Consider the following 22,434-nt stretch of genomic DNA (forward strand, 5'->3'; position numbering starts at 1 on the left):
AAGCCCCCTCACACATTTGCTCCCGCCTGTCGTCGAATTAGCAAGCAAGCTAATTATTCCATTTGACATTCGCTGCCTAAGCAGTAACATCTCGTCATACATTCGCTGCCTAGGCAGCAATAAGGTGACTTTCGATGCCCCATTTCACCCCCGAAAACTTCCACAACTGCCATCTCGGCCTGTTGCTGGGCCGCGCTGCGATCCTCAAGGACCGCATCATCGACACCCATATGGAACCCCACGGCATCACGGCCGCGCAGTTCAAGGTGTTGATCATCATGGCCCAGTTCGGCGTCGACACCCCGGCGGAGCTGTGCCGCAACCTGTCCCTGGACAGCGGTTCGATGACCCGCATGCTCGATCGCCTGGAGCAAAAAAACCTGCTCAGCCGCAAGCGTTCCGAGCTGGACCGACGCCAGGTGCAGTTGGTGTTGACTGCCGACGGCCAGCGCCTGGCGGACATGCTGCCGCACATCGGCGCCCAGGCGCTGAACCAACTGGCGGGCGTATTGGAGCCCGGCGAGTTGGAAACCCTGGAACAGATCCTCAAGAAAATTCTGATAGCTGCGGGTGATCCCATCACCCTTCAGCGGGTAGGTAAATGATGAATCCACGTGCCCTATGCCTAGTGCTGGTCGCCATGAGCATGGCCGGTTGCGCCAATTTCAGCGGCCTCGACACCCAAGGCCAGCGCCTCGACTCCAACACTCTGCAAGCCGGTAAATCCCTGAGCGGCGTGACCCTGTCGAGTGCGGCCTGGCCCAGCGCCGATTGGTGGAAAGGCCTCGGCGACCCACAGCTCGACGGCCTGATCCATGAAGCCCTGCAAAACAGCCCCGACATGCAAGTGGCGAGCGCCCGTGCCCACCAGGCCGAAGCGGCCGCCTACGCCGCCGACGCGTCGCGCATGCCGACCCTGGATGCCAGCGCCGGTGTGACCCGTTCGCGCCTGGCCAAGGATCAGGACCCGCTGGGGCAGGGCGATGCGTACTCCACCGTGCGAAAAATCGGTGCCAGCTTCAACTACACCTTTGACCTCTGGGGTGGCCAGCGCGCCACCTGGGAAGCTGCATTGGGCCAGGCCCGTGCCGCTGAAGTCGATCAACAGGCCGCGCGCCTGACCCTGGCTGCTGATGTGGCCAAGGCCTACAGCGACCTGGGCCAGGCCCATATCGTGCGTGACCTGGCCACTGACGACCTCAAGCGCACCCGGCAAATGCTCGATCTCAGCAAGCGCCGCCTGGATTCGGGCATCGACAGCCACTATCAGTACCAGCAGACCGAAAGCCTGGAAGCCAGCTCCCAATCGCAATTGATCGACGCTGAAAAACAACTGCAGAGTGCCAAGATCGCCCTGGCGGTGCTGCTCGGTAAAGGCCCGGATCGCGGCAATGAGCTGGCGCGTCCCAGCGTGTTGAAACCCGCTGCCGTTGCCGTTCCGTCGGTATTGCCTGCCGAACTGTTGGGCCGTCGTCCGGACCTGATCGCCGCACGGTGGCGTGTGGAGGCGGCGAGCAAGGACATCGCGGCCAGCAAGACGCGTTTCTACCCCAACCTCAACCTGAGCGCGAGCGCCGGGGCCGAGTCGTTGCTGGGGGATGCGATGTTCGGGTCGGCCAGCCGCTTCTTCAATATCGCGCCAACGATCTCGCTGCCGATCTTTGACGGCGGCCGCCTGCGCGCCGGCCTCGATGCCCGCGACGCCGACTACGACCTCGCCGTGGCCCAATACAACAAAACCCTGGTGCAAGCCTTGGGTGATATTGGCAACACCCTTTCGCAACTGCGCGAAACCGGCCGGCAGATCCAGGCCCAGCAACACGCTACCGATATTGCCCAGCAGTCCTACGACACGGTGCTTCAGCGGTACGGCTCCGGGATCGGTAACTACCTGGACGTGCTCAGCATCGAACAGCAATTGCTGCAGGCCCAGCGTCAGCTGGCGACCCTGAATGCCGGGCAGATCGCTCTATCGATTCAATTGATGCAGGCCCTGGGCGGCGGGTTCAACGCCGACAACGTGGCGTCGACCACCCCAGCCACTCGCACGGAATAATTTGAGGTATTTGTCATGGCCACTGCCGAAAACACTAACGCTACAGAACAACCCAAAGACAACAACCCGCGCAAACGCAAAGTCATGCTGATCAGCCTTGCGCTGATCGTCATCCTCAGCGTCCTTGGCGTATGGGCCTGGCACGAATTCTACGGGCGCTTCAACGAGAGCACCGACGACGCTTATGTGAACGGCAACGTGGTGGAAATCACCCCGCTGGTCACCGGCACCGTGGTGAGCATCGGCGCGGACGATGGCGACTTGGTCCACGAAGGCCAGGTGCTGGTCAACTTCGACCCGAATGACGCCGCCGTCGGCCTGCAAAGTGCCCAGGCCAACCTGGCGCGTACCGTGCGTCAGGTGCGTGGCTTGTACAGCAACGTTGATGGCATGAAAGCCCAGGTCAACGCGCAGAAAGCCGATGTGCAGACCGCTCAGGACAACTACAACCGTCGTAAGACCCTGGCCCAGGGCGGGGCGATTTCCCTGGAGGAACTGTCCCATGCCCGCGACAGCCTGACGGCCGCCAAGAACGCCCTGACCAACCTTGAGCAGCAGCTCAAAACCAGCAACGCCCTGGTGGATGACACGGTGATCTCGTCCCATCCGGACGTGCAAGCTGCCGCCGCGCAATTGCGTCAGGCCTACCTGACCAATGCGCGCAGCACCCTGATCGCGCCGGTCACCGGCTATGTCGCCAAGCGCTCCGTGCAACTGGGCCAGCGCGTGCAGCCGGGTACCGCATTGATGGCCGTGATCCCGCTGAACCAGCTGTGGATCGACGCCAACTTCAAGGAAACCCAACTGCGCGACATGCGCATTGGCCAACCGGTGGACATCGAGTCGGATATCTATGGCAGCGATGTGAAATACAGCGGCACCGTCGACAGCCTCGGCGCCGGCACCGGCAGCGCGTTCGCCCTGTTGCCGGCGCAGAACGCCACCGGTAACTGGATCAAGATCGTGCAGCGAGTACCGGTGCGCATCCATATCAATGCCGAAGAGTTGGCCAAGCACCCACTGCGCGTTGGCTTGAGCACCGTGGTGAATGTGGACCTGCACGACCAGAGCGGTCCCGTGCTGGCGCAACAGCCGCCACAAAAGGCCTCTTTCACCACCAACGTGTATGACCGCCAATTGGCCGAAGCCGATGCCATGATCACCCAGTTGATCCATGACAACAGCGTCGCCGCTCCCAAGGCTGTGCAACGCTGATGAGCAATAACGCCTCGTTCACGCCACCCAGCCTGTTGATGGCCACCATTGGCCTGTCGCTGGCGACTTTTATGCAGGTGCTCGACACCACCATCGCCAACGTGGCGTTGCCGACCATTTCCGGCAACCTGGGCGTGAGTTCGGAGCAGGGCACCTGGGTGATCACCTCGTTTGCGGTGAGCAACGCCATCGCCTTGCCGCTCACCGGTTGGTTGAGCCGACGCTTTGGCGAGGTGAAGCTGTTTCTGTGGGCGACCATTCTGTTTGTGCTGGCATCGTTCCTGTGCGGGATTTCCACTTCGATGCCCGAGCTGATCGGCTTTCGGGTGCTGCAAGGCTTGGTGGCGGGGCCGTTGTACCCGATGACCCAAACCTTGTTAATTGCGGTCTACCCGCCGGCGAAGCGCGGCATGGCCCTCGCGTTACTGGCGATGGTCACGGTGGTCGCGCCGATTGCCGGGCCAATCCTCGGCGGCTGGATCACCGACAGCTACAGCTGGCCGTGGATCTTCTTTATCAACGTTCCCATCGGCATTTTTGCGGTGATGGTGGTGCGTGCGCAGTTGAAGAAGCGACCTGTGGTCACCAGTTATCAGCCGATGGATTACGTCGGGTTGTTAAGCCTGATCGTGGGGGTCGGGGCCTTGCAGATCATCCTCGACAAGGGCAATGACCTGGATTGGTTCGAATCCAACTTCATCATCATCGGCGCGGCGATTTCGGCGATTGCCCTGGCGGTGTTCGTCATCTGGGAGCTGACCGATAAGCACCCAGTGGTCAACCTGCGGCTGTTTGCCTACCGCAACTTCCGCATCGGCACCATCGTGTTGATCCTCGGTTACGCGGGCTTCTTTGGCATCAACCTGATCCTGCCACAATGGCTGCAAACCCAGATGGGCTACACCGCCACCTGGGCCGGCCTGGCGGTGGCGCCGATCGGGATTCTGCCGGTGCTGATGTCGCCGTTCGTGGGCAAGTACGCGCACAAGTTCGACCTGCGTCTGCTGGCGGGCCTGGCGTTCCTGGCGATTGGCTTGAGCTGCTTCATGCGCGCAGGCTTTACCAATGAAGTGGACTTCACCCACATCGCCCTTGTGCAGTTGTTCATGGGGATTGGTGTTGCACTGTTCTTTATGCCGACCTTGAGTATCTTGATGTCCGACCTGCCACCGCACCAGATTGCCGACGGTGCGGGCCTGGCAACCTTCCTGCGTACGTTAGGCGGCAGCTTTGCGGCGTCGCTGACCACCTGGATCTGGATTCGCCGGGCGGACCAGCACCATGCGTACATGAGCGAGAACATGACCACCTATGACGCGGCCACGCGCAATGCGCTGGATGCGTTGGGTGGGGCAGGGCACAAGGCCTATGCGCAGTTGGACCAGATCCTCACCAGCCAGGCGTACATGATGTCCACCGTGGATTACTTCACGTTGTTGGGGTGGATGTTCATGGGATTGATGCTGCTGGTGTGGCTGGCGAAGCCGCCGTTTGGCGCCAAGGCAGGGCCGGAAGCAAGCGGCCACTGATCCACACGGACTGGAATGCAATCAAATGTGGGAGGGGGCTTGCCCCCGATAGCGGTGGGTCAGCCAAAAAATGCTGACGGATCCACGGCCATCGGGGGCAAGCCCCCTCCCACATTTTGATCTCTGTTCACATTGGATCAGTGGTGTTTGAGGTCTCAGGCGCCAGGCAATGCCAGCTGCGGATTCACAAAATCAAACGCCGTCAACTGAAACCCTTGCTCATCCACCTGCAACGCCCAGCCCTGCTTGTCCCAATCCCCCAGCACAATGCGCTTGGCCGCCTGCTCGCCAATCTGCAGCTTGTGGATCGCCGGGCGGTGGGTATGGCCGTGGACCAAGGTGCGCACGCCGAACTGCTGCATCACCCGCGGCACTTCCTCGGGGGTTACATCGACAATGTCGTTGGCCTTCATGCGCGTCTGCGCCCTGCTCTCACTGCGCAGCTTGCGCGCCAGCTTGTGGCGGGTACGCAAGGGCAAGTGACGCAGGATAAACAGCACAATCGGGTTACGCAGGATGCGCCGCAGCTTCATATAACCCACGTCGCGGGTGCAGAGGCTGTCGCCGTGCATCAACAGCACGGGTTCGCCATACAACTGCACGACACTCGGGTCCTTGAGCAAGGTCGCGCCTGCTGCTTTGCAGAACGCCTTGCCGATCAGGAAATCGCGGTTGCCATGCATGATAAAAATCGGGGTACCGCTGTTGCTCAGCTCGCGCAGGGCTGCGCAAATCGAACGTTGAAAGGGGGTCATCCCATCGTCGCCAATCCAGGCTTCGAAGAAGTCCCCCAGAATGTACAACGCCTGGGCGCCACGGGCGCGGCCGTGGAGCAGATCCAGAAACGCCCGGGTGATGTCCGGGCGCTCCTCTTCCAGATGCAAATCTGAAATCAGCAATATCACCCAACGATCTCGGCTTTCTCGACGATTACGTCTTCTGCTGGAACGTCCTGGTGACCGGCTTTGGACGTGGTGGACACGCCTTTGATCTTGTCGACAACGTCCTGGCCTTCGGTGACTTTACCGAACACGGCGTAGCCCCAACCCTGCACGTTCTTGCCGCTGTGGTTCAGGAAGGCGTTATCGGCCACGTTGATGAAGAACTGCGCGGAGGCCGAATGCGGCTCCATGGTACGGGCCATGGCGACGGTGTACTTGTCGTTGGAAAGGCCGTTGTCCGCTTCGTTCTGGATGCTTGGACGCTTGTCTTTCTTCTCTTTCATGCCTGGCTCGAAACCGCCGCCCTGGATCATGAAGTTACCGATGACGCGGTGGAAAACGGTGTTTTCGTAGTGGCCAGCGTTCACGTACTCGATGAAGTTGGCGACGGTGATCGGCGCTTTCTCGGCGTTCAGCTCGATGACGATCTCGCCGTGGTTGGTGGTCAGTTTGACTTGAGTCATGTTCACTACTCTTTCAGGAAATTCGTGGGTTTGAGCGCCTTGGCGCCTTACCGGTTTGGCTAAACTGCGGCCAAGGCGCGCAGTTTAGCGTGCCTTGCAGGAATTTCGAGGTGGTTTTTTACCGCGCCCGTCATAAAAGCAGCAATAAGTGCAGCAGTTTTTGACCGCGCTCTGTCAGCAGCTTGACAGCATCAGCTATGATACGGCCTTTGTTTTATCTGGCCCCAACCGGCCACGAACCTGTCTGTTCAAGGATCCTATGAGCAAGCCCACTGTCGACACTACTTCGAATTCCAAGGCCGGACCTGCCGTCCCGGTCAATTTCCTGCGCCCGATCATCCAGGCGGACCTGGATTCGGGCAAGCACACGCAGATCGTCACCCGCTTCCCGCCAGAGCCCAACGGCTACCTGCACATTGGTCACGCTAAGTCGATCTGTGTGAACTTCGGCCTGGCCCAGGAGTTCGGTGGCGTCACGCACCTGCGTTTCGACGACACCAACCCGGCCAAGGAAGACCAGGAATACATCGACGCCATTGAAAGCGACATCAAGTGGCTGGGCTTCGAATGGTCCGGTGAAGTGCGCTATGCCTCCAAATACTTCGACCAGTTGTTCGACTGGGCCGTCGAGCTGATCAAGGCCGGCAAGGCCTACGTCGACGACCTGACCCCGGAGCAGGCCAAGGAATACCGTGGCACGCTGACCGAACCGGGCAAGAACAGCCCGTTCCGCGACCGTTCCGTGGAAGAGAACCTCGACTGGTTCGCCCGCATGCGCGCCGGTGAGTTCCCGGACGGCGCCCGCGTACTGCGCGCCAAGATCGACATGGCTTCGCCGAACATGAACCTGCGCGACCCGATCATGTACCGCATCCGCCATGCCCACCACCACCAGACCGGTGACAAGTGGTGCATCTACCCGAACTACGATTTCACCCACGGTCAGTCGGACGCCATCGAAGGCATCACCCACTCCATCTGCACCCTGGAGTTCGAAAGCCATCGTCCGCTGTACGAGTGGTTCCTGGACAGCCTGCCGGTTCCGGCGCACCCGCGTCAGTACGAATTCAGCCGCCTGAACCTGAACTACACCATCACCAGCAAGCGCAAACTCAAGCAACTGGTCGATGAGAAGCACGTGTTTGGTTGGGATGACCCGCGCATGTCGACCCTGTCGGGCTTCCGCCGTCGCGGCTACACCCCGGCGTCGATCCGCAATTTCTGCGACATGGTCGGCACCAACCGTTCCGATGGCGTGGTTGACTTCGGCATGCTCGAATTCAGCATCCGTCAGGACCTCGACGCGAATGCTCCGCGCGCCATGTGCGTCTTGCGTCCGTTGAAAGTCGTGATCACCAACTATCCGGAAGACAAGGTCGATCACCTCGAACTGCCGCGTCATCCGCAGAACGAAGCACTCGGCGTGCGCAAGCTGCCATTCGCCCGTGAAATCTACATCGACCGCGATGACTTCATGGAAGAGCCGCCAAAAGGCTACAAGCGCCTGGAGCCGAACGGCGAAGTGCGCCTGCGCGGCAGCTACGTGATCCGCGCCGACGAAGCAATCAAGGACGCCGATGGCAACATCGTTGAGCTGCGTTGCTCCTACGACCCGGAAACCCTCGGCAAGAACCCTGAAGGCCGCAAGGTCAAAGGCGTGATCCACTGGGTGCCGGCTGCGGCCAGCATCGAGTGCGAAGTGCGTCTGTACGATCGCCTGTTCCGCTCACCGAACCCTGAGAAGGCCGAAGACAGCGCCAGTTTCCTCGACAACATCAACCCTGATTCCCTGCAAGTACTCACTGGTTGTCGTGCTGAGCCATCGCTTGGCGACGCACAGCCGGAAGACCGTTTCCAGTTCGAGCGCGAAGGTTACTTCTGCGCGGATATCAAGGACTCGAAACCAGGCGCTCCGGTATTCAACCGTACCGTGACCTTGCGTGATTCGTGGGGCCAGTGATTCTGTTTTAAGGAACTGTCGTGCTAACGATCTACAACACACTCAGCAAGACCAAAGAAGTCTTCAAGCCGCTGGATGGCAACAAGGTGCGCATGTACGTGTGCGGCATGACCGTGTACGACTACTGCCACATCGGCCACGGCCGCAGCATGGTTGCCTTCGACCTGGTGACCCGCTGGTTGCGTTTCAGCGGCTATGACTTGACCTATGTTCGCAACATCACCGACATCGACGACAAGATCATCAACCGCGCCAATGAAAACGGCGAGTCGTTCGACGCGCTGACCGAGCGCATGATCGCCGCGATGCATGAGGACGAGGCTCGCCTCAACATCCTCAAGCCGGACATGGAGCCGCGCGCCACGGATCACATCCCTGGCATGCACGCCATGATCCAGACCCTGATCGACAAGGGTTATGCCTACGCCCCCGGCAATGGCGACGTGTACTACCGCGTCGCCAAGTTCATGGGCTACGGCAAGCTGTCGCGCAAGAAGATCGAAGACCTGCGCATCGGTGCGCGTATCGAAGTCGACGAAGCCAAGCAGGATCCGCTGGACTTCGTGCTGTGGAAAGGCACCAAGCCCGGCGAGCCGAGCTGGGAATCCCCATGGGGCGCCGGGCGTCCGGGCTGGCACATCGAATGCTCGGTGATGTCCACCTGCTGCCTGGGCGAGACCTTCGACATTCATGGCGGCGGCAGCGACCTTGAGTTCCCGCACCACGAAAACGAAATCGCCCAGAGCGAAGCCGCCACCGGCAAGACCTACGCTAACGCCTGGATGCACTGCGGCATGATCCGCATCAATGGCGAGAAGATGTCCAAGTCCTTGAACAACTTCTTCACCATTCGCGACGTGCTGGAAAAGTACCACCCGGAAGTAGTGCGTTACCTGTTGGTGTCCAGCCACTACCGCAGCGCCATCAACTACTCGGAAGACAACCTCAAGGACGCCAAGGGCGCTCTGGAGCGGTTCTACCACGCGTTGAAAGGCTTGCCCGCCGTTGCACCGGCTGGCGGCGAAGCGTTCGTGGCACGGTTCACCGAAGTCATGAACGACGACTTCGGCACACCCGAAGCCTGCGCGGTGCTGTTCGAAATGGTGCGTGAAATCAACCGCCTGCGCGAGAGCGATCTCGACGCAGCGGCTGGCCTGGCTGCTCGCTTGAAAGAGCTGGCCAGCGTGCTGGGCGTATTGCAGATGGAAGCCGATGACTTCCTGCAAGCCGGCGCCGAAGGGCGTGTGGATGCGGCTGAGGTTGATGCGCTGATCCAGGCGCGTCTGGCGGCTCGCGCAGGCAAGGACTGGGCGGAATCCGACCGTATCCGGGACCAACTGACCGCGATGGGCGTGGTGTTGGAAGACGGGAAGGGCGGGACGACGTGGCGGTTGGCTGATCAGGCCTGATTGGCAAACGCTGGATGAAAAACGCCCCGACTGGTTCGGGGCGTTTTTTTTTTGCACCGTTTTAGTGAGCGGCTCACCCGATAGCGCTGTCTCAGCCAACATACCTGCCAACAGTGCCGCCGCCTTCGAAGCCTCGCTAAAGCTCGACATCTCCCACATTGGGAGAGTGCCTGCGTCCTCGAAGCCGGGAAACCGGGCTTCCTGCGACTAGTGCGATGGGTGGGCTCACGGTCTGTTCCTTCAGAGGACCGTAGCTGGAAAAAGGACGGATCTAGCCGCCGGAAACCTGCGAAAGTGGTGTTAGATACGCAGGTGCCGTAGTGACGTCATACGCATTCTTTGTCGCGTCGTTATGAATCGTCTCGTGGTATCTGCCGTCCTTGAAATGCAGGGCGACGCCATCATCGACCGCGTAGGCGGGTTGTGCGCCTTTGAGCCGGACAAGCTCAACAAACGAAGTCTCTCTTCCCGCCTCTGAACTGAAATGCGGACACAGCGCTCCTGGCAGAAAACCCAGGCCGGCAATCAGGGCGAACGCTCCCCCTGACTCGGAGTGCCCGTATTCAAACCAGCAAATCGCCCCAGCGCTGACACCACACAGGACCTTGCCGTTTTCCCATGCCTTTGTCAGAAGGCCCACTACGCCGAATTCACGCCAGATAGCCAGCATGGCGCGGGTATTCCCGCCTGCCACGTAGATGATGTCGGCTTGCTCAAACAACGAAGACATATGATCCGGGCTGGGAAAGGGTGGAATGAAAAATGTCAGCGTGCGTACGCTGCAACCAGCGCTCTCATATTTGGCCGTGAAGTCAAAAATCTTGACTCGGTCATCCCCACTGGCTGTGGAGATATAGAGCACGGTAGGGCGTGTTTTGCCTGATGAAGCGACGATATGTTCGTCAATGTGCGTCATGCGCTGCATCTCTTCGGCGGACTCGCCGCCAATGACAATAATATGTTTAGTCATCCTGACCTCCAGTCCGTGTTACGAGGCGCGAGTGCCGGCTGTCAGTTGATATCGACTCTGAACAAAACCATTGTCCGACACCTGGGTTCCGACATGGCGAAGCCCATGCTCACTGCCAACCTGGCTAAACAATGGAATGCCTTGCCCCAGCAAAACCGGGATACGCGTAATGATCAGCTCATCAACCAGGCCCGCTTCAAGAAACGCCTGGACCGTTTGGCCACCGTCGATATAAAGATGCTTCATACCGCGTTCTGCTAACGCTACCACGAGTGAGGTCACGTCTCCCGCCATGACCTCGACCTTGCCCTCCAAATGCTCAGGTAGCTCCAGTCGTTGGCGGGAAAGCGCAATGACCGGCGTACCCTTATAGGGCCATTCGGGGAAGGACAAGACTTTCTCCAGGGTTTTGCGGCCCATAACGAGCGCATCGACCGTTGCGATGAAGCTTTCATACGTCACGCCGTTCAACTCGGCGGTTTCGTATTCCGGTTTGTGCAACCACTCGATATCACCGTCGGGGCGAGCAATAAAACCGTCGACGCTGGCTGCGATAAAAACCGAACATTTGATATCCATGGCGAAAACTCCTTTTTGCGTGTGGACGTAACGGCAGCCTGCGGGTGATGTTGGGCTGGGCGACAATGTTACTTTAATCATCAGGTGCAACAACCGAGCGCCAATATAAATAGCCCTTATGCCCCTTTTTGAGTGCTAGGACGTATAGGAAGTTGGTTGATCCAGGACGTTGGACGATGTGCTCCATGGCCTGCGACCCCCTGAATCCGGATCCTAACTTTTTGGTTAGCCCATTACCTTTTCGTGCGTTCTTGTGGCCTCTTCGTCCCGTTCCTATCCTGTGGTCTCCGTTTATCCAGGAGTAGGTTTCCCATGAGTTTTGATCTTCAACTAAAGGGCCTTCGCGCCTTGGTCACCGGCGGCACCAAAGGTATCGGCGCCGCAGTGGTTGCCGTGTTGCAGGAACAAGGCGTCCAGGTGATTTCGGTCGCGCGTTCGGCGGTGGAATCGACACCCGAAGGCGTGCATTTCATCGCCGCCGACCTCGGCACTGCCGCCGGTTGCGCGTGCGCCACCGACGCGGTGAAAAGCCAGTTCGGCAGCGTCGACATCATCGTTAATGTACTTGGCGGTTCCAGCGCGCCAGGCGGCGGTTTCGCAGTGCTCGATGATGAGCAGTGGGCGAGTGCGTTGGGCCAGAACCTGATGGCGGCGGTGCGAGTGGATCGGGCGCTGTTGCCAGGAATGATCGAGCGTGGGGCCGGCGTGATTATTCATGTCACGTCGATCCAGCGTGAGTTGCCTTTGCCGGAGTCCACCACGGCGTATGCCGCTGCGAAGGCGGCTTTGGCGACCTACAGCAAGAGCCTGTCAAAGGAAGTCACGCCCAAGGGCATTCGGGTGGTGCGTGTTTCGCCGGGTTGGGTGGAGACGGATGCGGCGGTGGCGCTGGCAGAGCGTCTGGCGCAAGAGGCGGGCACAGATTACGAAGGTGGCAAGCAGATCATCATGCAAGCACTGGGTGGTATTCCGCTCGGGCGTCCTGCCAAGCCTGAAGAAGTCGCTGACTTGATTGCCTTCCTGGTATCGCCGCGTGCAGCGTCTATCAGCGGTACTGAGTATGTGATCGACGGCGGCACCGTTCCCACGGTTTAGGCCTCGGGTTTGGCCGCTTGCCACTTGAGCAGGCCATCCAGCACCGGGCACAGGCTCTGACCCCATTCGGTCATTCTGTATTCCACTTTGGGCGGCACCACCGGGTAGACCGTGCGCTGCACCAGGCCATCCGCTTCGAGTTGGCGCAATTGCTGAGCGAGCATCTTCTGCGAGATATCCGGGATCAGTCGCTCAAGGTCTGAATAGCGCTGCACCTGACCGCCGAACAGGTGGAACAGGATTATCAGCTTCCAGCGCCCGCCGAGCCAGTGGAGGGTGCTTTCGACATCGGCCGCGGCGGTGGCGGGGGTGTAGGTTTTGCTCATCGCGTACGTCCTGGAACAGTTCGGAAAATTGCTATTTGTTCTGATACCCGCGCCATCATGGCCTTAGAAGGGCGCCACGACCAAGCCGATGTTCAAGCTGGCGGTTATTTGAATGAGCACAGATCCAAATGTGGAAGGGGCGAGCCCCCCTCCCACATTTTTACCGTGTTCGCCTCAGAGCTCAGCGGCGCCTGCTGACTTCAGCGGGCACGTCATCACCGGCCATGCGCTTACGAAACAGCGCCGTACGGGCCAGCAGCACACCAGGCCCCCAACGTCGAGGCGAGGGCAGGCGGCTGCATGTGCTGGAAGACGTCCTTCATGCGCAACAACCCGGTCGCACCGATCAGCGCAAACACGCTGCTGTGGAGTGGCTGGCAGGTGTTCACTATGTGCCGACTGGTGTACCGAATGAAGGCTAATTGCAGTTGCCGGGTTTGACTCGCGGCAATGTGCCTGAGTCACCTTTCTTGACAAACATCAATTTATGATCCTGACTTAAATCAGAGAACGTTAGCGTAGTGTGCGGCGAAACAGTTTTATCTCTTAAAGAATTTTGATCTCCTCACCGGTACGAAGGATATTGGAATGAATAAGATATTAACTGTATTGGCGCTACTGGTGTGGATGCCGATCTCCCAAGCTCAAAGTGTGTGGATGCAACTGCAAAGTCAGCACGATGCGCTAGATGTTGCTGAAGTTTCCCTCGGTAATTACAAGGTGCCTCCGGCGATTTTGGCGGAACATGCCGATGTTGAGCGGGGATGGAAAGTTATTACTGTGGACGCCAATGGCAATACGCTTTATAGCAGCACCATTAATGACAGTCGTTATCGTCGCGGCGAAGTTTTTAATGAGATAACAGGTGCAATATCAAGTGTCAGTGCGGAATCTGCTGTAGAAGGCACTGAAGAAGTATTACTTCCTTACGACAGCCAAGTGTCCAGGATCAAGATCTTTCGTATTGACCTCAAGGCGGTTGACTCACTCGATGGCGCAGCGATGCGCAAGCCGTTACTGGAACTCGATCGCCAGGCCATCGAACGCTTGGCGAAGCGAGCACCTTTGCGCGGTGTCCTAGGCGATATCGACAGCGACAAGGTGGTCATGCTTAATCCGGACGGTAGCACCCAGAGAAAGCCGCTGGTGTTTGCAATTGTCGGCGATGGTTATGCCCAAGACGATATGCAGGCCTTTCGTGACGATACCCAGGCCGCCATCGATATTATTATGGGCGATACTGTGTTCGATGCGATTAAAGATAAAGTGGGTTTTTTACGCTTTGACCATGTTTCGCCGGTATCGGGTGAGCCGGATACTAAGAATATTGAAACGATCATGCGGCACAGTAATCAACTGGGGCATGGCATCTATGACGTTTCGATTAAACTTTCGAAGTTTACATATCATCAGGTCGGCGTCGGCGGTCTCGCCAGTACCAATAAGATTTATATCTTTAAACCGTCTGCCAATACGCCGCTGGCCATCACCTCGATTCCCCATGAAATCGGTCATGCGTTGTTCAGGTTGGCGGATGAATATGCGTCCTATGACGCCGGCGAGACGTGCTTCGATGTCGAGCCTGCGGCGCCGAATATCACCCGTCAGACTGACAGGGAAAAAATCAAGTGGGGCGATCTGATCAGTCCGCAAACGCCTTTGCCAACCGAAGAAAATGCGGTTGAAGCTGGCACGTTAGGCCTTTACACCATCCACAAAGACTGTACGTACGGCCCCGCACCCCAAGGCATCATGGGCGGTGGACGTTATGGTGTGAAGGGGCACGAGGCTGGTTGGGGGGCGGTCAACGAGCGGCAGATTCGCGGATTGCTGCATGCGTACCTGGGTAACGACGTGCCGCTTGTTTTTGCCCCGTCAGTTGTCATGAAGATAAAAACCGGGGAGAAACGTGAGCCCATAGCGTCTTCTTACCGCAACAGTCGTGCTCCCCTGATGGTGGAGGCGGGATCGACGAGTGTGCCCAATGCAGGCGCAGCGCCGTTTACGTATCGTTGGAAGATCCCTGTTGAACTCAATCCGCAGGTCAACGGGCGTTACGCGATGATTGAGGCCCCATCGGCGCCGCAATTCATGGAGTACCCGGTCGAGGTGCAGATTACTGACGGCAAGATGGCGAACACCCGGAGTGAGACGCTGAAAGTCCTTCCCTCCGTGCGGATCAAAGGGGAAATCATTGGCGCCTCTTCCGCTAACGGAGGGACCTGGGTGGAATTGACGGCCGACATCTCCCACGAAGGCGCAGAGGACCCCGAATTCCAATATCGCTGGACCGTGCCGGACGGATGGACCCAGCCCATCGGCGTGACGCAGAAGAGTTTGCGCATCGTTGCCCCCACACCCTCTGTCAGTACGCCCTTTACGTTCAGTGTCAGTGTCACGCCGCTGATGAAGTTACCGGGCACCGAGAACGATCCTTATCCTCAAAAAATCAGCCTTCCGGCCGATACCGTGACACTGGAGACCTCCGTTGTCGTCAGGCGCAGGCAACCCGTAGACACTGACCCCTATGCCAAAATCCAGGGACCTTCGTCGATAAAAAGCGCTCAAACCTTTCAGTTGGATGGGTCCAGTTCAGAGATCCCCCATTCGTCGGCCAAGATGACATATCGGTGGAATGCCGCTGATTTTGAGCCATCCAGTTCATCCGCAGTAGCACCTGATTTCAAAGCGCCTGAGAAAGCGGGCAGTTTCCCGGTATCGCTGACGGTGACCAACAGCGAGAACCGCAGTAATACCGTCACGCGCAGCATTCAGGTCCAGTCCGATGAGCCCACGCCCGAACCCGATAGGGTAGAGGGGCCGCAGACGCTGATTTCCGGTGAGGTGGCTGTCTTTACCGCCGTCGTCAATGATCTGCGGGATGTTCGCGGCTATAGCTGGGCGTTTTCGCCGGCGTTTGCTTACCAGAATGTGAGCGCCCCGAATATCGTGGCGAAGGCGCCCGAGGTCACGCAAAGTACGACCGGCAGGGTTACGGTGCTGGTTTACCGCACCGGTTCCCCCAATCCGACTTCGCTGTCCAAGGACGTCGTGATAGAGCCCAAGCCAGTGGATAGCCCTGCACCGCAGGCGATAATCAGCGGTCCGATTTCCGTGGAGGCAGGCAAGACGCTGACTCTGTCGGGCGCGGGGTCGAGTGGCGGCAACCTGCGTTATGCATGGATGGCGAATGAGTTTTCGCCGGCGTCTTCCTCCGGGATCGGTCCGATCCTTACCGCGCCTGCCACGGCTGGCCCACGCACCATCAACCTCATGGTGACCGATGCCGACAATCGCAGCGCCAGTGCAAGTCATACGGTTAACGTCACAGCCCAACAAGCCGGTAACTGCGCGCCGGTCTGGGTGGCGACCAAGGCCTACGCGACGCCCAACGAGAAGGTGTCCTATGACGGTTACAACTACGAGGTCGCCCACTGGACGCAGAATAATCGGCCTGACCTGAACTTTGTATTGAGCGGTTCAGCCAAGCCGTGGCGGCGCTTGAGTCCTTGCACGCCCTGAGGCGGGCGGACCTTCAATCACTGTTGGAGCGAAGTTTGCTCGCGAAAACCTGAGTGCGCCACGATTCAGCATGAAGTGCTGCGTTATCGTTGACGAGCTTCGCGAGCTAGCGCTGATAAAGTGCCGGAGCTACGGTGTTTTATCGGCGCGGCGGCTGCTGACTTCGGCCGGCACGTCATCACCGGCCATGCGCTTGCGAAACAGTGCCGTACGGGCCAGCAGCAACGTGGTCACCGGCACGGTGATCGACAGCAAAATCGGAATCAACCACCCGTGCAGCACCGGCCCGGACTTGAGTACCGAAAAATACACGATCGACGCCAACGCTACACACCAGGCTCCCAACGTCGAGGCCAGGGCAGGCGGGTGCATGCGCTGGAAGAAGTCCTTCATGCGCAGCAAACCGATCGCGCCGATCAGCGCAAACACACTGCTCAACACCAGCAGCACTGCGACCACGATTTCCATCCAGAACGGCATCATTCAATCACCTCCCCGCGCAGCAGGAATTTCGCCAGGGCAAACGAGCCCACAAAGCCAAACAACGCAATCAACAGCGCCGCTTCAAAGTAGGTGTCACTGGCATAACGAATACCGAGCACCAGCATCATCAGCATCGCCAGGATGTACAGATAGTCCAGCGCCAGTACCCGGTCTTGAGCTGAAGGGCCTTTGAACAGGCGGATCAGCGTCAGCACCATGGCCAGGGAGAACAGGAACAGGCTGAACAGGATTGCATTGGAGAGCAGGGCGCTCATTCGAAGATCTCCATCAATGGCCGCTCGTACGCGCTTTTGAAATGTTCGATGAAGGCCACTTCGTCCTCCAGATCGAAGACGTGCAGCAGCAGGATGCTGCGATCCAGCGCCAGTTCCGACCAGATGGTGCCGGGCACTACGGTGGTGATCATCGACAGGGCGGCAAGGCCGTTGGCGTCACGCAAGTCCAGGGGGATCTTGATGAAGCGCGAACGCGGTGGGCGCGAGCCGCATGTCAGCACAGCCCAGGCCACTTGCAGGTTGGAGACGATCACATCGCGGCCCACCAGGAAGAACAGGCGGATGATTACGCCAGGTCGGCGGATGCGGATCGGCAGCGGGCGCAACGGCGCCATCAGCAGTGGGGCGAGCACCCCCAGCGCAGCACCCAGCAGCAGATGGCCAGGGCTGACGGAGAGGTTCAGCACCAGCCACAGCACCCACAATGCCAGGGACAACCATGGGGCAGGGAGCAGACGCTTCATGGTTGCACCTCCAGAGCGGCCGTCTTGGCTTCAGGGCTGAGCACTGGTCGCGTGGCCATGACCGCCATCACGTAGCTTTCCGGGTTGTTCAGGCTCTGGGCGGTGGCTTGGGTGTAGCGCATCAGCGGCTCGGCCTTGAAGGTCAGTAGGATGCTCAGGCCCAGCAGGAAGAAAATCGGCACGCATTCGTAGCGGCGCAGCAAGGGCGATGGACGCTCCTCCGGGGTCCAGAAACGCTGGACACCCAGACGGGCGAAGGCGATCAGCGAGGCCAGTCCGGACAGGATCAGCAATGCCATCAGGCCCCAGGCCGCAGGGCGAATCGGGCCTTCCTGGCCGCTGCCCAGGCCCAGTGGATTGACCAGCGCACTCAGCAAGCTGAGCTTGCCGATAAACCCGGACAGCGGCGGCATGCCGATGATCAGCAGTGCGCAGGCGACAAAACTCAAGCCCAGGAACGCCATGGTCCAGGGGATCACCTGGCCGACTACGGCTTTCTGCTCGTCATCCAGGTTGACCCCTGGACGCGGGTGCAACGACTCCATGGCCTTGGGCAATGCATCGATTTCTTCATCCAACGGCAGGTCATTGGCCGAGCGCGAACGCTCGATCAATTCGGCCAGCAGGAACAGCGCACTCAACGCGAGGGTCGAGCTGACCAGATAGAACAGCGCCCCAGCGGTCAGGCTCGGCTGGGCGAAACCCACCGACGACAGCAGGATGCCGGCCGACACCAGGATGCTCAGGCTCGCCATGCGCTCCAGGCGTTGCGCCGCCACCATTGCTAGCCCAGCGAAGACGATGGTTGCCATGCCGCCGTACACCAGCCAGTCGCCACCAAACAACGCCGAAGCGCCGGCCTGGCCGGAGAACAGCAGCGTCCACAGGCGCAGCACGGTGTACACGCCGACTTTGGTCATGATCGCGAACATCGCCGCCACCGGCGCGCTGGCCGAGGAGTAAGCGGGCGCGAGCCAGAAGTTCAGCGGCCACATGCCGGCCTTGGCCAAAAACGCGGTGGCGAGGATCGCCGCACCGGCATGCAACAGGCCACGATCGGCCTCCGGTACCAGCGGGATTTTCAGTGCCAGATCAGCAAAATTCAGCGTACCGGTAACGCCGTAGATCATCGCCGCGCCAATCAGGAACAGCGACGACGCCAGCAGGTTTATCGCAATGTAATGCAGGCCCGACGACACCCGCGCGCGGCCCGAGCCGTGCAGCATCAAGCCGTAGGACGCGGCCAGCAGCACCTCGAAGAACACGAACAGGTTGAACAGGTCCGCCGTGAGGAACGCGCCGTAAAGGCCCATCATCTGGATCTGGAACAGCGCATGGAAGCTGGTACCGGCACGGTCCCAGCGGGCCATGGCGAACAACAGCGCGCTCACGCCGATAATCCCAGTGAGCACCAGCATCAATGCCGAGAGTTGATCCACCACCAGCACGATGCCGAATGGCACCTGCCAGTTGCCCGGCAGGTAGACGCCAATCGAGCCGGGCCCACCTTTTTGCGTCCAGTACAACAGCAGGATCGCGATGCCGAGGCCGATGACGCTGGAGAACAGATTGATCTTGGCTTTGAGCGGGCGGCGTTTTTCGCCGAGCATCAGCATCAGCGCTGCGGTGAGCAACGGCAGCAGGATGGGGGCGACGATCAGTTGGTTGACCCAGTTCATTCCTTGGGCTCCCGGCCGTCCACATGGTCCGTGCCGGTCAGGCCCCGTGACGCCAGCAGCACCACCAGGAACAGTGCGGTCATGGCGAAGCTGATCACGATGGCCGTCAGCACCAGTGCCTGGGGCAGGGGATCGGTGTAGTTGAGCAGGTCTTGCGGCACGCCGTCCTTGATGATCGGCTCTTTACCGATAAACAGGCTGCCCATGCTGAAAATGAACAGGTTGACCCCGTACGACAACAAGCACAGGCCCATCACCACCTGAAACGTCCGTGGCCGCAGGATCAACCAGACGCCGGAGGCCGCCAGGACCCCAATGGCAATTGCGATGACTTCTTCCATCAGGCGGCTCCTTCTGTTGCGGCGACTACTTTGGCCTGGTTACTCGGTTTATGCGCGCGCACCGACTGGTGACCGAGGGCAGTGAGCATCAGCAAGGTCGAGCCGACGACCATGGCGTATACGCCGACGTCGAAGAACAGCGCGCTGGCGACATGAATATCGCCCAGCAGCGGCAGGCTGAAATGCCAGGTGTGCGTGGTGAGGAACGGGTAGCCGACAAACAACGCGCCGATCCCGGTCAGCGTTGCCGAGAACAGGCCGAAGCCCATCCAGCGCATTGGCCGCAGGCTCATTTGTGCCTCGACCCACTGCGTACCGGCCACCATGTATTGCAGGATAAACGCCACCGACATCACCAAGCCGGCGACAAAACCGCCGCCCGGTTGATTGTGGCCGCGCATAAACAGGTAGAACGACACTACGAGGGCAATCGGCAGCAGCAGGCGTACCAGGACTGCCGGCACCATCATAAAGCCCAGGGCGGTATCGCTGGCCTGGCGCGGGTTGACCAGGTCGGTCGCCACGTCCGGCGCCAGTTGGCGCTGTTGTGCAGGCAGTTGCATGCTTTCCTTGGACGGGCGGAAGCGCCGCAGCAGGGCGTACACCGTCAGCGCCACGGCGCCTAGCACGGTGATTTCGCCGAGGGTGTCGAAGCCACGGAAGTCCACCAACATCACGTTTACCACGTTGCTGCCGCCGCCTTCGGGAAGGGCGCGGCTCAGGTAGAACGAGGAAATATCGTTGGGCGTCTGGCGCGTCAGCATCGCGTAGGACAGCAGCGCCATGCCGCCACCGACCACGGTGGACAGCAGGAAGTCACGCAGGCGGCGAATGCGCGCCTTGCGTAGCGAGCTGGGCAGTGGCGAGACTTCTTCGATCCGCCGTGGCAGCCAGCGCAGGCCGAGCAGGATGAGCACGGTGGTGACCACTTCGACCACCAGTTGAGTCAATGCCAGGTCGGGCGCGGAGAACCATACGAAGGTGATGCACGTCATCAGGCCGCACACGCTGACCATGGTCAGTGCCGCCAGCCGGTGGTATTTGGCTTGCCAGGCGGCGCCCAGGGCGCAGGCAATTGCCAGCAGCCACAGGGTCACGAACACGATCGAGCCGGGGATCTTCGGCCGGTCACCCCAACTGAGGCCGCTGTTGAACATCGGGATCATGGCGCCGATCACCGCGACGATCACCAGCAGGAACAACTGGGTCTGCAGGCGCTTGGTGCTGATGCGTTTTTCGATTTTGCGCACGCCGCGCATCATCACCACCAGGCTGCGCTCAAAGCCGCGCTTGCCGTTGAAGTAGCTGATGACCGGCGGGTACTTGAAACGGCCGAGCTTGAGCTGCTTGCGCAGCATCAGGTAGAGCACCACGCCACCGGTCATGGCCACCAGGCTCATGATCATCGGCGCGTTCCAGCCATGCCAAATGGCCAGGCTGTACTCCGGCAGTACACCGCCGACCACCGGCAGTGCCGCAGCGGCGAGGATCGAGCCGACCACCTGGGCCGGGAAAATGCCCACCAGCAGGCAGGTGAATACCAGCAACTCGACGGGGGCACGCATCCAGCGTGGTGGCTCGTGGGGTGTGTGGGGCAGGTCTTTGGCAGGCGGACCGAAGAACACATCGACCGTAAAACGCAGCGCATAGGCCACGCTGAAGGTGCCGGCGATGGTTGCGATCATAGGCAGGGCGATTTCCACCCACTGAGTGGCCGAGATAAACACGGTTTCGGCGAAGAACATCTCTTTGGACAGGAATCCATTGAGCAATGGCACGCCGGCCATGGATGCGCTCGCCACCATCGCCAGGGTCGCGGTGAACGGGATCAGGCGCACCAGGCCGCTGAGCTTGCGGATGTCGCGGGTGCCGCTTTCGTGGTCGATGATGCCCGCCGCCATGAACAGCGAGGCTTTGAAGGTGGCGTGGTTGAGGATGTGGAACACCGCCGCGACGGCCGCCAGCGGGCTGTTGAGGCCCAGCAATAAGGTGATCAGCCCGAGGTGGCTGATGGTGGAGTAGGCCAGCAGGCCTTTGAGATCATTCTGGAACATGGCGCAGTAAGCGCCGAGGAGGAGGGTGAGGGCGCCGGCACCGCCGACGATCCAGAACCATTCTTCGCTGCCCGACAGCGAGGGCCACAGACGGGCCAGCAGGAACACGCCGGCCTTCACCATCGTCGCCGAGTGCAGATAGGCAGACACCGGGGTCGGTGCCGCCATGGCGTGGGGCAGCCAGAAGTGGAACGGGAACTGCGCGCTTTTGCTCAAGGCGCCGATCAGCACCAGGGCCAGCATGACCGGGTACAGGGCGTGCGCGCGAATCTGATCGCCCGCCGCCAGCACCAGGTCCAGGTCATAGCTGCCGACGATATGCCCCAGCAACATCACGCCTGCCAACAGGCACAAACCGCCTGCACCGGTGACCATCAACGCCATGTAGGCGCCGCGTCGCGCATCGGCGCGATGGTGCCAATAACCGATCAACAGGAACGAGAACAGGCTGGTCAGTTCCCAGAAAAATACGATTTGAATCAAGTTGCCGGAGATCACCAGCCCGAGCATCGCGCCCATAAAAGCCAGGAAAAATGCGAAGAAACGTGGCACCGGATCGTCCGGCGACATGTAGTAGCGCGCATACAGCGCCACCAGCGCGCCGATGCCGAGCACCAGCATCGAGAACAGCCAGGCAAACCCATCCATGCGCAACACGAAGTTCAGCCCAAGGCTGGGTAACCACATGAATTCTTCGCGGATCACGCCACCGTGGGCGATCTGGGGGTAGAGCAGGGCGACTTGAATGGTGCCGACCAGAGCCACAAGGCCGGCCAACAGGGATTCGGTGTTACGTGCATTGTGCGGCAGCAAGGCCGCTAGACAGCTGCCAATGAATGGCAGAAGCAGTAGAACTATCAGGGACATAGGCTTCTAATCTGCGGGAGTTTGGGATGCATCATACGTGCCGCTTTGATGATCACCAAACGGCAAGATGTGGCAGGATCCTACAAGGTAGGCTGAAACTTCCCATTTGGCATTGTTTCATTAGGCTGGAATTACCCCTGTGGCGAGGGCGTATGCTCTTGCCGGGCTGCGAGGCAACTCCAAA

19 protein-coding genes and 1 pseudogene are annotated in these 22,434 nt (G+C 59.8%); 8 read left to right on the forward strand and 12 right to left on the reverse strand.

The window, feature by feature from the left end:
- The first annotated feature begins 134 nt into the window (after nucleotides 1-134).
- From CKW32_RS06790 to CKW32_RS06805, 4 genes are read left to right on the forward strand one after another with little or no spacing between them, the layout of a single operon-like run.
- Nucleotides 135-605, forward strand: a complete 471-nt coding sequence (locus CKW32_RS06790) for a MarR family winged helix-turn-helix transcriptional regulator (protein WP_095184411.1) — start codon at nucleotides 135-137, stop codon at nucleotides 603-605.
- Entirely contained in the window at nucleotides 605-2,056 is a 1,452-nt protein-coding gene (locus tag CKW32_RS06795) for an efflux transporter outer membrane subunit (protein WP_095184412.1), read from the forward strand. The genes CKW32_RS06790 and CKW32_RS06795 overlap by 1 nt, the downstream gene beginning before the upstream one ends.
- Nucleotides 2,057-2,071: 15 nt before the next feature.
- On the forward strand, nucleotides 2,072-3,271 hold the full coding sequence (locus tag CKW32_RS06800; protein ID WP_095184413.1) for an efflux RND transporter periplasmic adaptor subunit: 1,200 nt from the start codon (nucleotides 2,072-2,074) through the stop codon (nucleotides 3,269-3,271).
- Nucleotides 3,271-4,800, forward strand: coding sequence for a DHA2 family efflux MFS transporter permease subunit (locus CKW32_RS06805; protein ID WP_032889801.1), 1,530 nt, complete (start codon nucleotides 3,271-3,273; stop codon nucleotides 4,798-4,800). The genes CKW32_RS06800 and CKW32_RS06805 overlap by 1 nt, the downstream gene beginning before the upstream one ends.
- Before the next feature lie 155 nt (nucleotides 4,801-4,955).
- On the opposite strand, the gene lpxH is transcribed toward CKW32_RS06805, so the two are convergent.
- Nucleotides 4,956-5,705 carry a UDP-2,3-diacylglucosamine diphosphatase gene (gene lpxH, locus CKW32_RS06810; RefSeq protein ID WP_095184414.1) on the reverse strand — a complete coding sequence of 250 codons (750 nt, stop codon included), beginning with the start codon at nucleotides 5,703-5,705 and terminating at the stop codon, nucleotides 4,956-4,958.
- Entirely contained in the window at nucleotides 5,702-6,205 is a 504-nt protein-coding gene (locus tag CKW32_RS06815; protein WP_032889796.1) for a peptidylprolyl isomerase, read from the reverse strand. The genes lpxH and CKW32_RS06815 overlap by 4 nt, the downstream gene beginning before the upstream one ends.
- A 259-nt stretch (nucleotides 6,206-6,464) precedes the next feature.
- Between CKW32_RS06815 and CKW32_RS06820 the strand changes: the two genes are divergently transcribed.
- On the forward strand, nucleotides 6,465-8,165 hold the full coding sequence (locus tag CKW32_RS06820; RefSeq protein WP_032889794.1) for a glutamine--tRNA ligase/YqeY domain fusion protein: 1,701 nt from the start codon (nucleotides 6,465-6,467) through the stop codon (nucleotides 8,163-8,165).
- Nucleotides 8,166-8,185: 20 nt separating this feature from the next.
- Complete coding sequence (cysS, locus tag CKW32_RS06825; protein WP_032889792.1) at nucleotides 8,186-9,574, forward strand: cysteine--tRNA ligase; 1,389 nt, start codon at nucleotides 8,186-8,188, stop codon at nucleotides 9,572-9,574.
- A 271-nt stretch (nucleotides 9,575-9,845) separates the two neighbouring features.
- Here the strand turns inward: cysS and CKW32_RS06830 are convergent, their stop codons facing one another.
- A complete protein-coding gene (locus CKW32_RS06830; protein ID WP_095184415.1) occupies nucleotides 9,846-10,544 on the reverse strand; it encodes a peptidase E in 699 nt (232 codons plus the stop codon).
- 18 nt (nucleotides 10,545-10,562) lie between these two features.
- Nucleotides 10,563-11,123 (reverse strand): dihydrofolate reductase family protein, encoded by a 561-nt coding sequence (locus CKW32_RS06835; RefSeq protein ID WP_095184416.1) that lies wholly within the window; start codon nucleotides 11,121-11,123, stop codon nucleotides 10,563-10,565.
- A gap of 312 nt (nucleotides 11,124-11,435) precedes the next feature.
- Between CKW32_RS06835 and CKW32_RS06840 the strand changes: the two genes are divergently transcribed.
- Entirely contained in the window at nucleotides 11,436-12,218 is a 783-nt protein-coding gene (locus CKW32_RS06840) for an SDR family oxidoreductase (protein ID WP_095184417.1), read from the forward strand.
- On the opposite strand, the gene CKW32_RS06845 is transcribed toward CKW32_RS06840, so the two are convergent.
- Both CKW32_RS06845 and CKW32_RS06850 read right to left on the reverse strand, forming a co-directional pair.
- Nucleotides 12,215-12,544, reverse strand: a complete 330-nt coding sequence (locus CKW32_RS06845) for a helix-turn-helix domain-containing protein (protein WP_032889784.1) — start codon at nucleotides 12,542-12,544, stop codon at nucleotides 12,215-12,217. The two genes, CKW32_RS06840 and CKW32_RS06845, sit on opposite strands and share 4 nt — an antisense overlap.
- A gap of 181 nt (nucleotides 12,545-12,725) precedes the next feature.
- Nucleotides 12,726-12,957: pseudogene (locus CKW32_RS06850) on the reverse strand (monovalent cation/H(+) antiporter subunit G).
- A gap of 175 nt (nucleotides 12,958-13,132) precedes the next feature.
- Between CKW32_RS06850 and CKW32_RS06855 the strand changes: the two are divergent.
- The gene (locus CKW32_RS06855; RefSeq protein ID WP_095184418.1) at nucleotides 13,133-16,066 is read left to right on the forward strand and encodes a M64 family metallopeptidase; all 2,934 of its coding nucleotides are present in this window, start codon (nucleotides 13,133-13,135) and stop codon (nucleotides 16,064-16,066) included.
- Nucleotides 16,067-16,195: 129 nt separating this feature from the next.
- On the opposite strand, the gene CKW32_RS06860 is transcribed toward CKW32_RS06855, so the two are convergent.
- From CKW32_RS06860 to CKW32_RS06885, 6 genes are read right to left on the reverse strand one after another with little or no spacing between them, the layout of a single operon-like run.
- Complete coding sequence (locus CKW32_RS06860; protein WP_032889780.1) at nucleotides 16,196-16,549, reverse strand: Na+/H+ antiporter subunit G; 354 nt, start codon at nucleotides 16,547-16,549, stop codon at nucleotides 16,196-16,198.
- On the reverse strand, nucleotides 16,546-16,824 hold the full coding sequence (locus tag CKW32_RS06865; protein ID WP_005789171.1) for a K+/H+ antiporter subunit F: 279 nt from the start codon (nucleotides 16,822-16,824) through the stop codon (nucleotides 16,546-16,548). Before CKW32_RS06865 ends, CKW32_RS06860 begins: the two co-directional genes overlap by 4 nt.
- Nucleotides 16,821-17,309: a Na+/H+ antiporter subunit E gene (locus CKW32_RS06870; protein WP_032889779.1), complete on the reverse strand. Its 489-nt coding sequence runs from the start codon at nucleotides 17,307-17,309 to the stop codon at nucleotides 16,821-16,823. Before CKW32_RS06870 ends, CKW32_RS06865 begins: the two co-directional genes overlap by 4 nt.
- Nucleotides 17,306-18,988: a monovalent cation/H+ antiporter subunit D gene (locus CKW32_RS06875; RefSeq protein ID WP_032889777.1), complete on the reverse strand. Its 1,683-nt coding sequence runs from the start codon at nucleotides 18,986-18,988 to the stop codon at nucleotides 17,306-17,308. The genes CKW32_RS06870 and CKW32_RS06875 overlap by 4 nt, the downstream gene beginning before the upstream one ends.
- Nucleotides 18,985-19,329 carry a Na+/H+ antiporter subunit C gene (locus CKW32_RS06880; RefSeq protein ID WP_003192163.1) on the reverse strand — a complete coding sequence of 115 codons (345 nt, stop codon included), beginning with the start codon at nucleotides 19,327-19,329 and terminating at the stop codon, nucleotides 18,985-18,987. Before CKW32_RS06880 ends, CKW32_RS06875 begins: the two co-directional genes overlap by 4 nt.
- A complete protein-coding gene (locus CKW32_RS06885; RefSeq protein WP_032889775.1) occupies nucleotides 19,329-22,250 on the reverse strand; it encodes a monovalent cation/H+ antiporter subunit A in 2,922 nt (973 codons plus the stop codon). The genes CKW32_RS06880 and CKW32_RS06885 overlap by 1 nt, the downstream gene beginning before the upstream one ends.
- Nucleotides 22,251-22,434: the final 184 nt, after the last annotated feature.

Source organism: Pseudomonas sp. Irchel 3H9 (assembly GCF_900187495.1).
GTDB lineage: Bacteria > Pseudomonadota > Gammaproteobacteria > Pseudomonadales > Pseudomonadaceae > Aquipseudomonas > Aquipseudomonas sivasensis.

Bases quoted from the DNA above. Each gene is read 5' to 3' on its own strand.
- CKW32_RS06790 (WP_095184411.1), top strand. From the start codon at position 135: ATGCCCCATTTCACCCCCGAAAACTTCCACAACTGCCATCTCGGCCTG.
- CKW32_RS06795 (WP_095184412.1), top strand. From the start codon at position 605: ATGAATCCACGTGCCCTATGCCTAGTGCTGGTCGCCATGAGCATGGCC.
- CKW32_RS06800 (WP_095184413.1), top strand. From the start codon at position 2,072: ATGGCCACTGCCGAAAACACTAACGCTACAGAACAACCCAAAGACAAC.
- CKW32_RS06805 (WP_032889801.1), top strand. From the start codon at position 3,271: ATGAGCAATAACGCCTCGTTCACGCCACCCAGCCTGTTGATGGCCACC.
- CKW32_RS06815 (WP_032889796.1), bottom strand. From the start codon at position 6,205: ATGACTCAAGTCAAACTGACCACCAACCACGGCGAGATCGTCATCGAG.
- CKW32_RS06820 (WP_032889794.1), top strand. From the start codon at position 6,465: ATGAGCAAGCCCACTGTCGACACTACTTCGAATTCCAAGGCCGGACCT.
- CKW32_RS06830 (WP_095184415.1), bottom strand. From the start codon at position 10,544: ATGACTAAACATATTATTGTCATTGGCGGCGAGTCCGCCGAAGAGATG.
- CKW32_RS06835 (WP_095184416.1), bottom strand. From the start codon at position 11,123: ATGGATATCAAATGTTCGGTTTTTATCGCAGCCAGCGTCGACGGTTTT.
- CKW32_RS06840 (WP_095184417.1), top strand. From the start codon at position 11,436: ATGAGTTTTGATCTTCAACTAAAGGGCCTTCGCGCCTTGGTCACCGGC.
- CKW32_RS06845 (WP_032889784.1), bottom strand. From the start codon at position 12,544: ATGAGCAAAACCTACACCCCCGCCACCGCCGCGGCCGATGTCGAAAGC.
- CKW32_RS06855 (WP_095184418.1), top strand. From the start codon at position 13,133: ATGAATAAGATATTAACTGTATTGGCGCTACTGGTGTGGATGCCGATC.
- CKW32_RS06860 (WP_032889780.1), bottom strand. From the start codon at position 16,549: ATGATGCCGTTCTGGATGGAAATCGTGGTCGCAGTGCTGCTGGTGTTG.
- CKW32_RS06865 (WP_005789171.1), bottom strand. From the start codon at position 16,824: ATGAGCGCCCTGCTCTCCAATGCAATCCTGTTCAGCCTGTTCCTGTTC.
- CKW32_RS06870 (WP_032889779.1), bottom strand. From the start codon at position 17,309: ATGAAGCGTCTGCTCCCTGCCCCATGGTTGTCCCTGGCATTGTGGGTG.
- CKW32_RS06875 (WP_032889777.1), bottom strand. From the start codon at position 18,988: ATGAACTGGGTCAACCAACTGATCGTCGCCCCCATCCTGCTGCCGTTG.
- CKW32_RS06880 (WP_003192163.1), bottom strand. From the start codon at position 19,329: ATGGAAGAAGTCATCGCAATTGCCATTGGGGTCCTGGCGGCCTCCGGC.
- CKW32_RS06885 (WP_032889775.1), bottom strand. From the start codon at position 22,250: ATGTCCCTGATAGTTCTACTGCTTCTGCCATTCATTGGCAGCTGTCTA.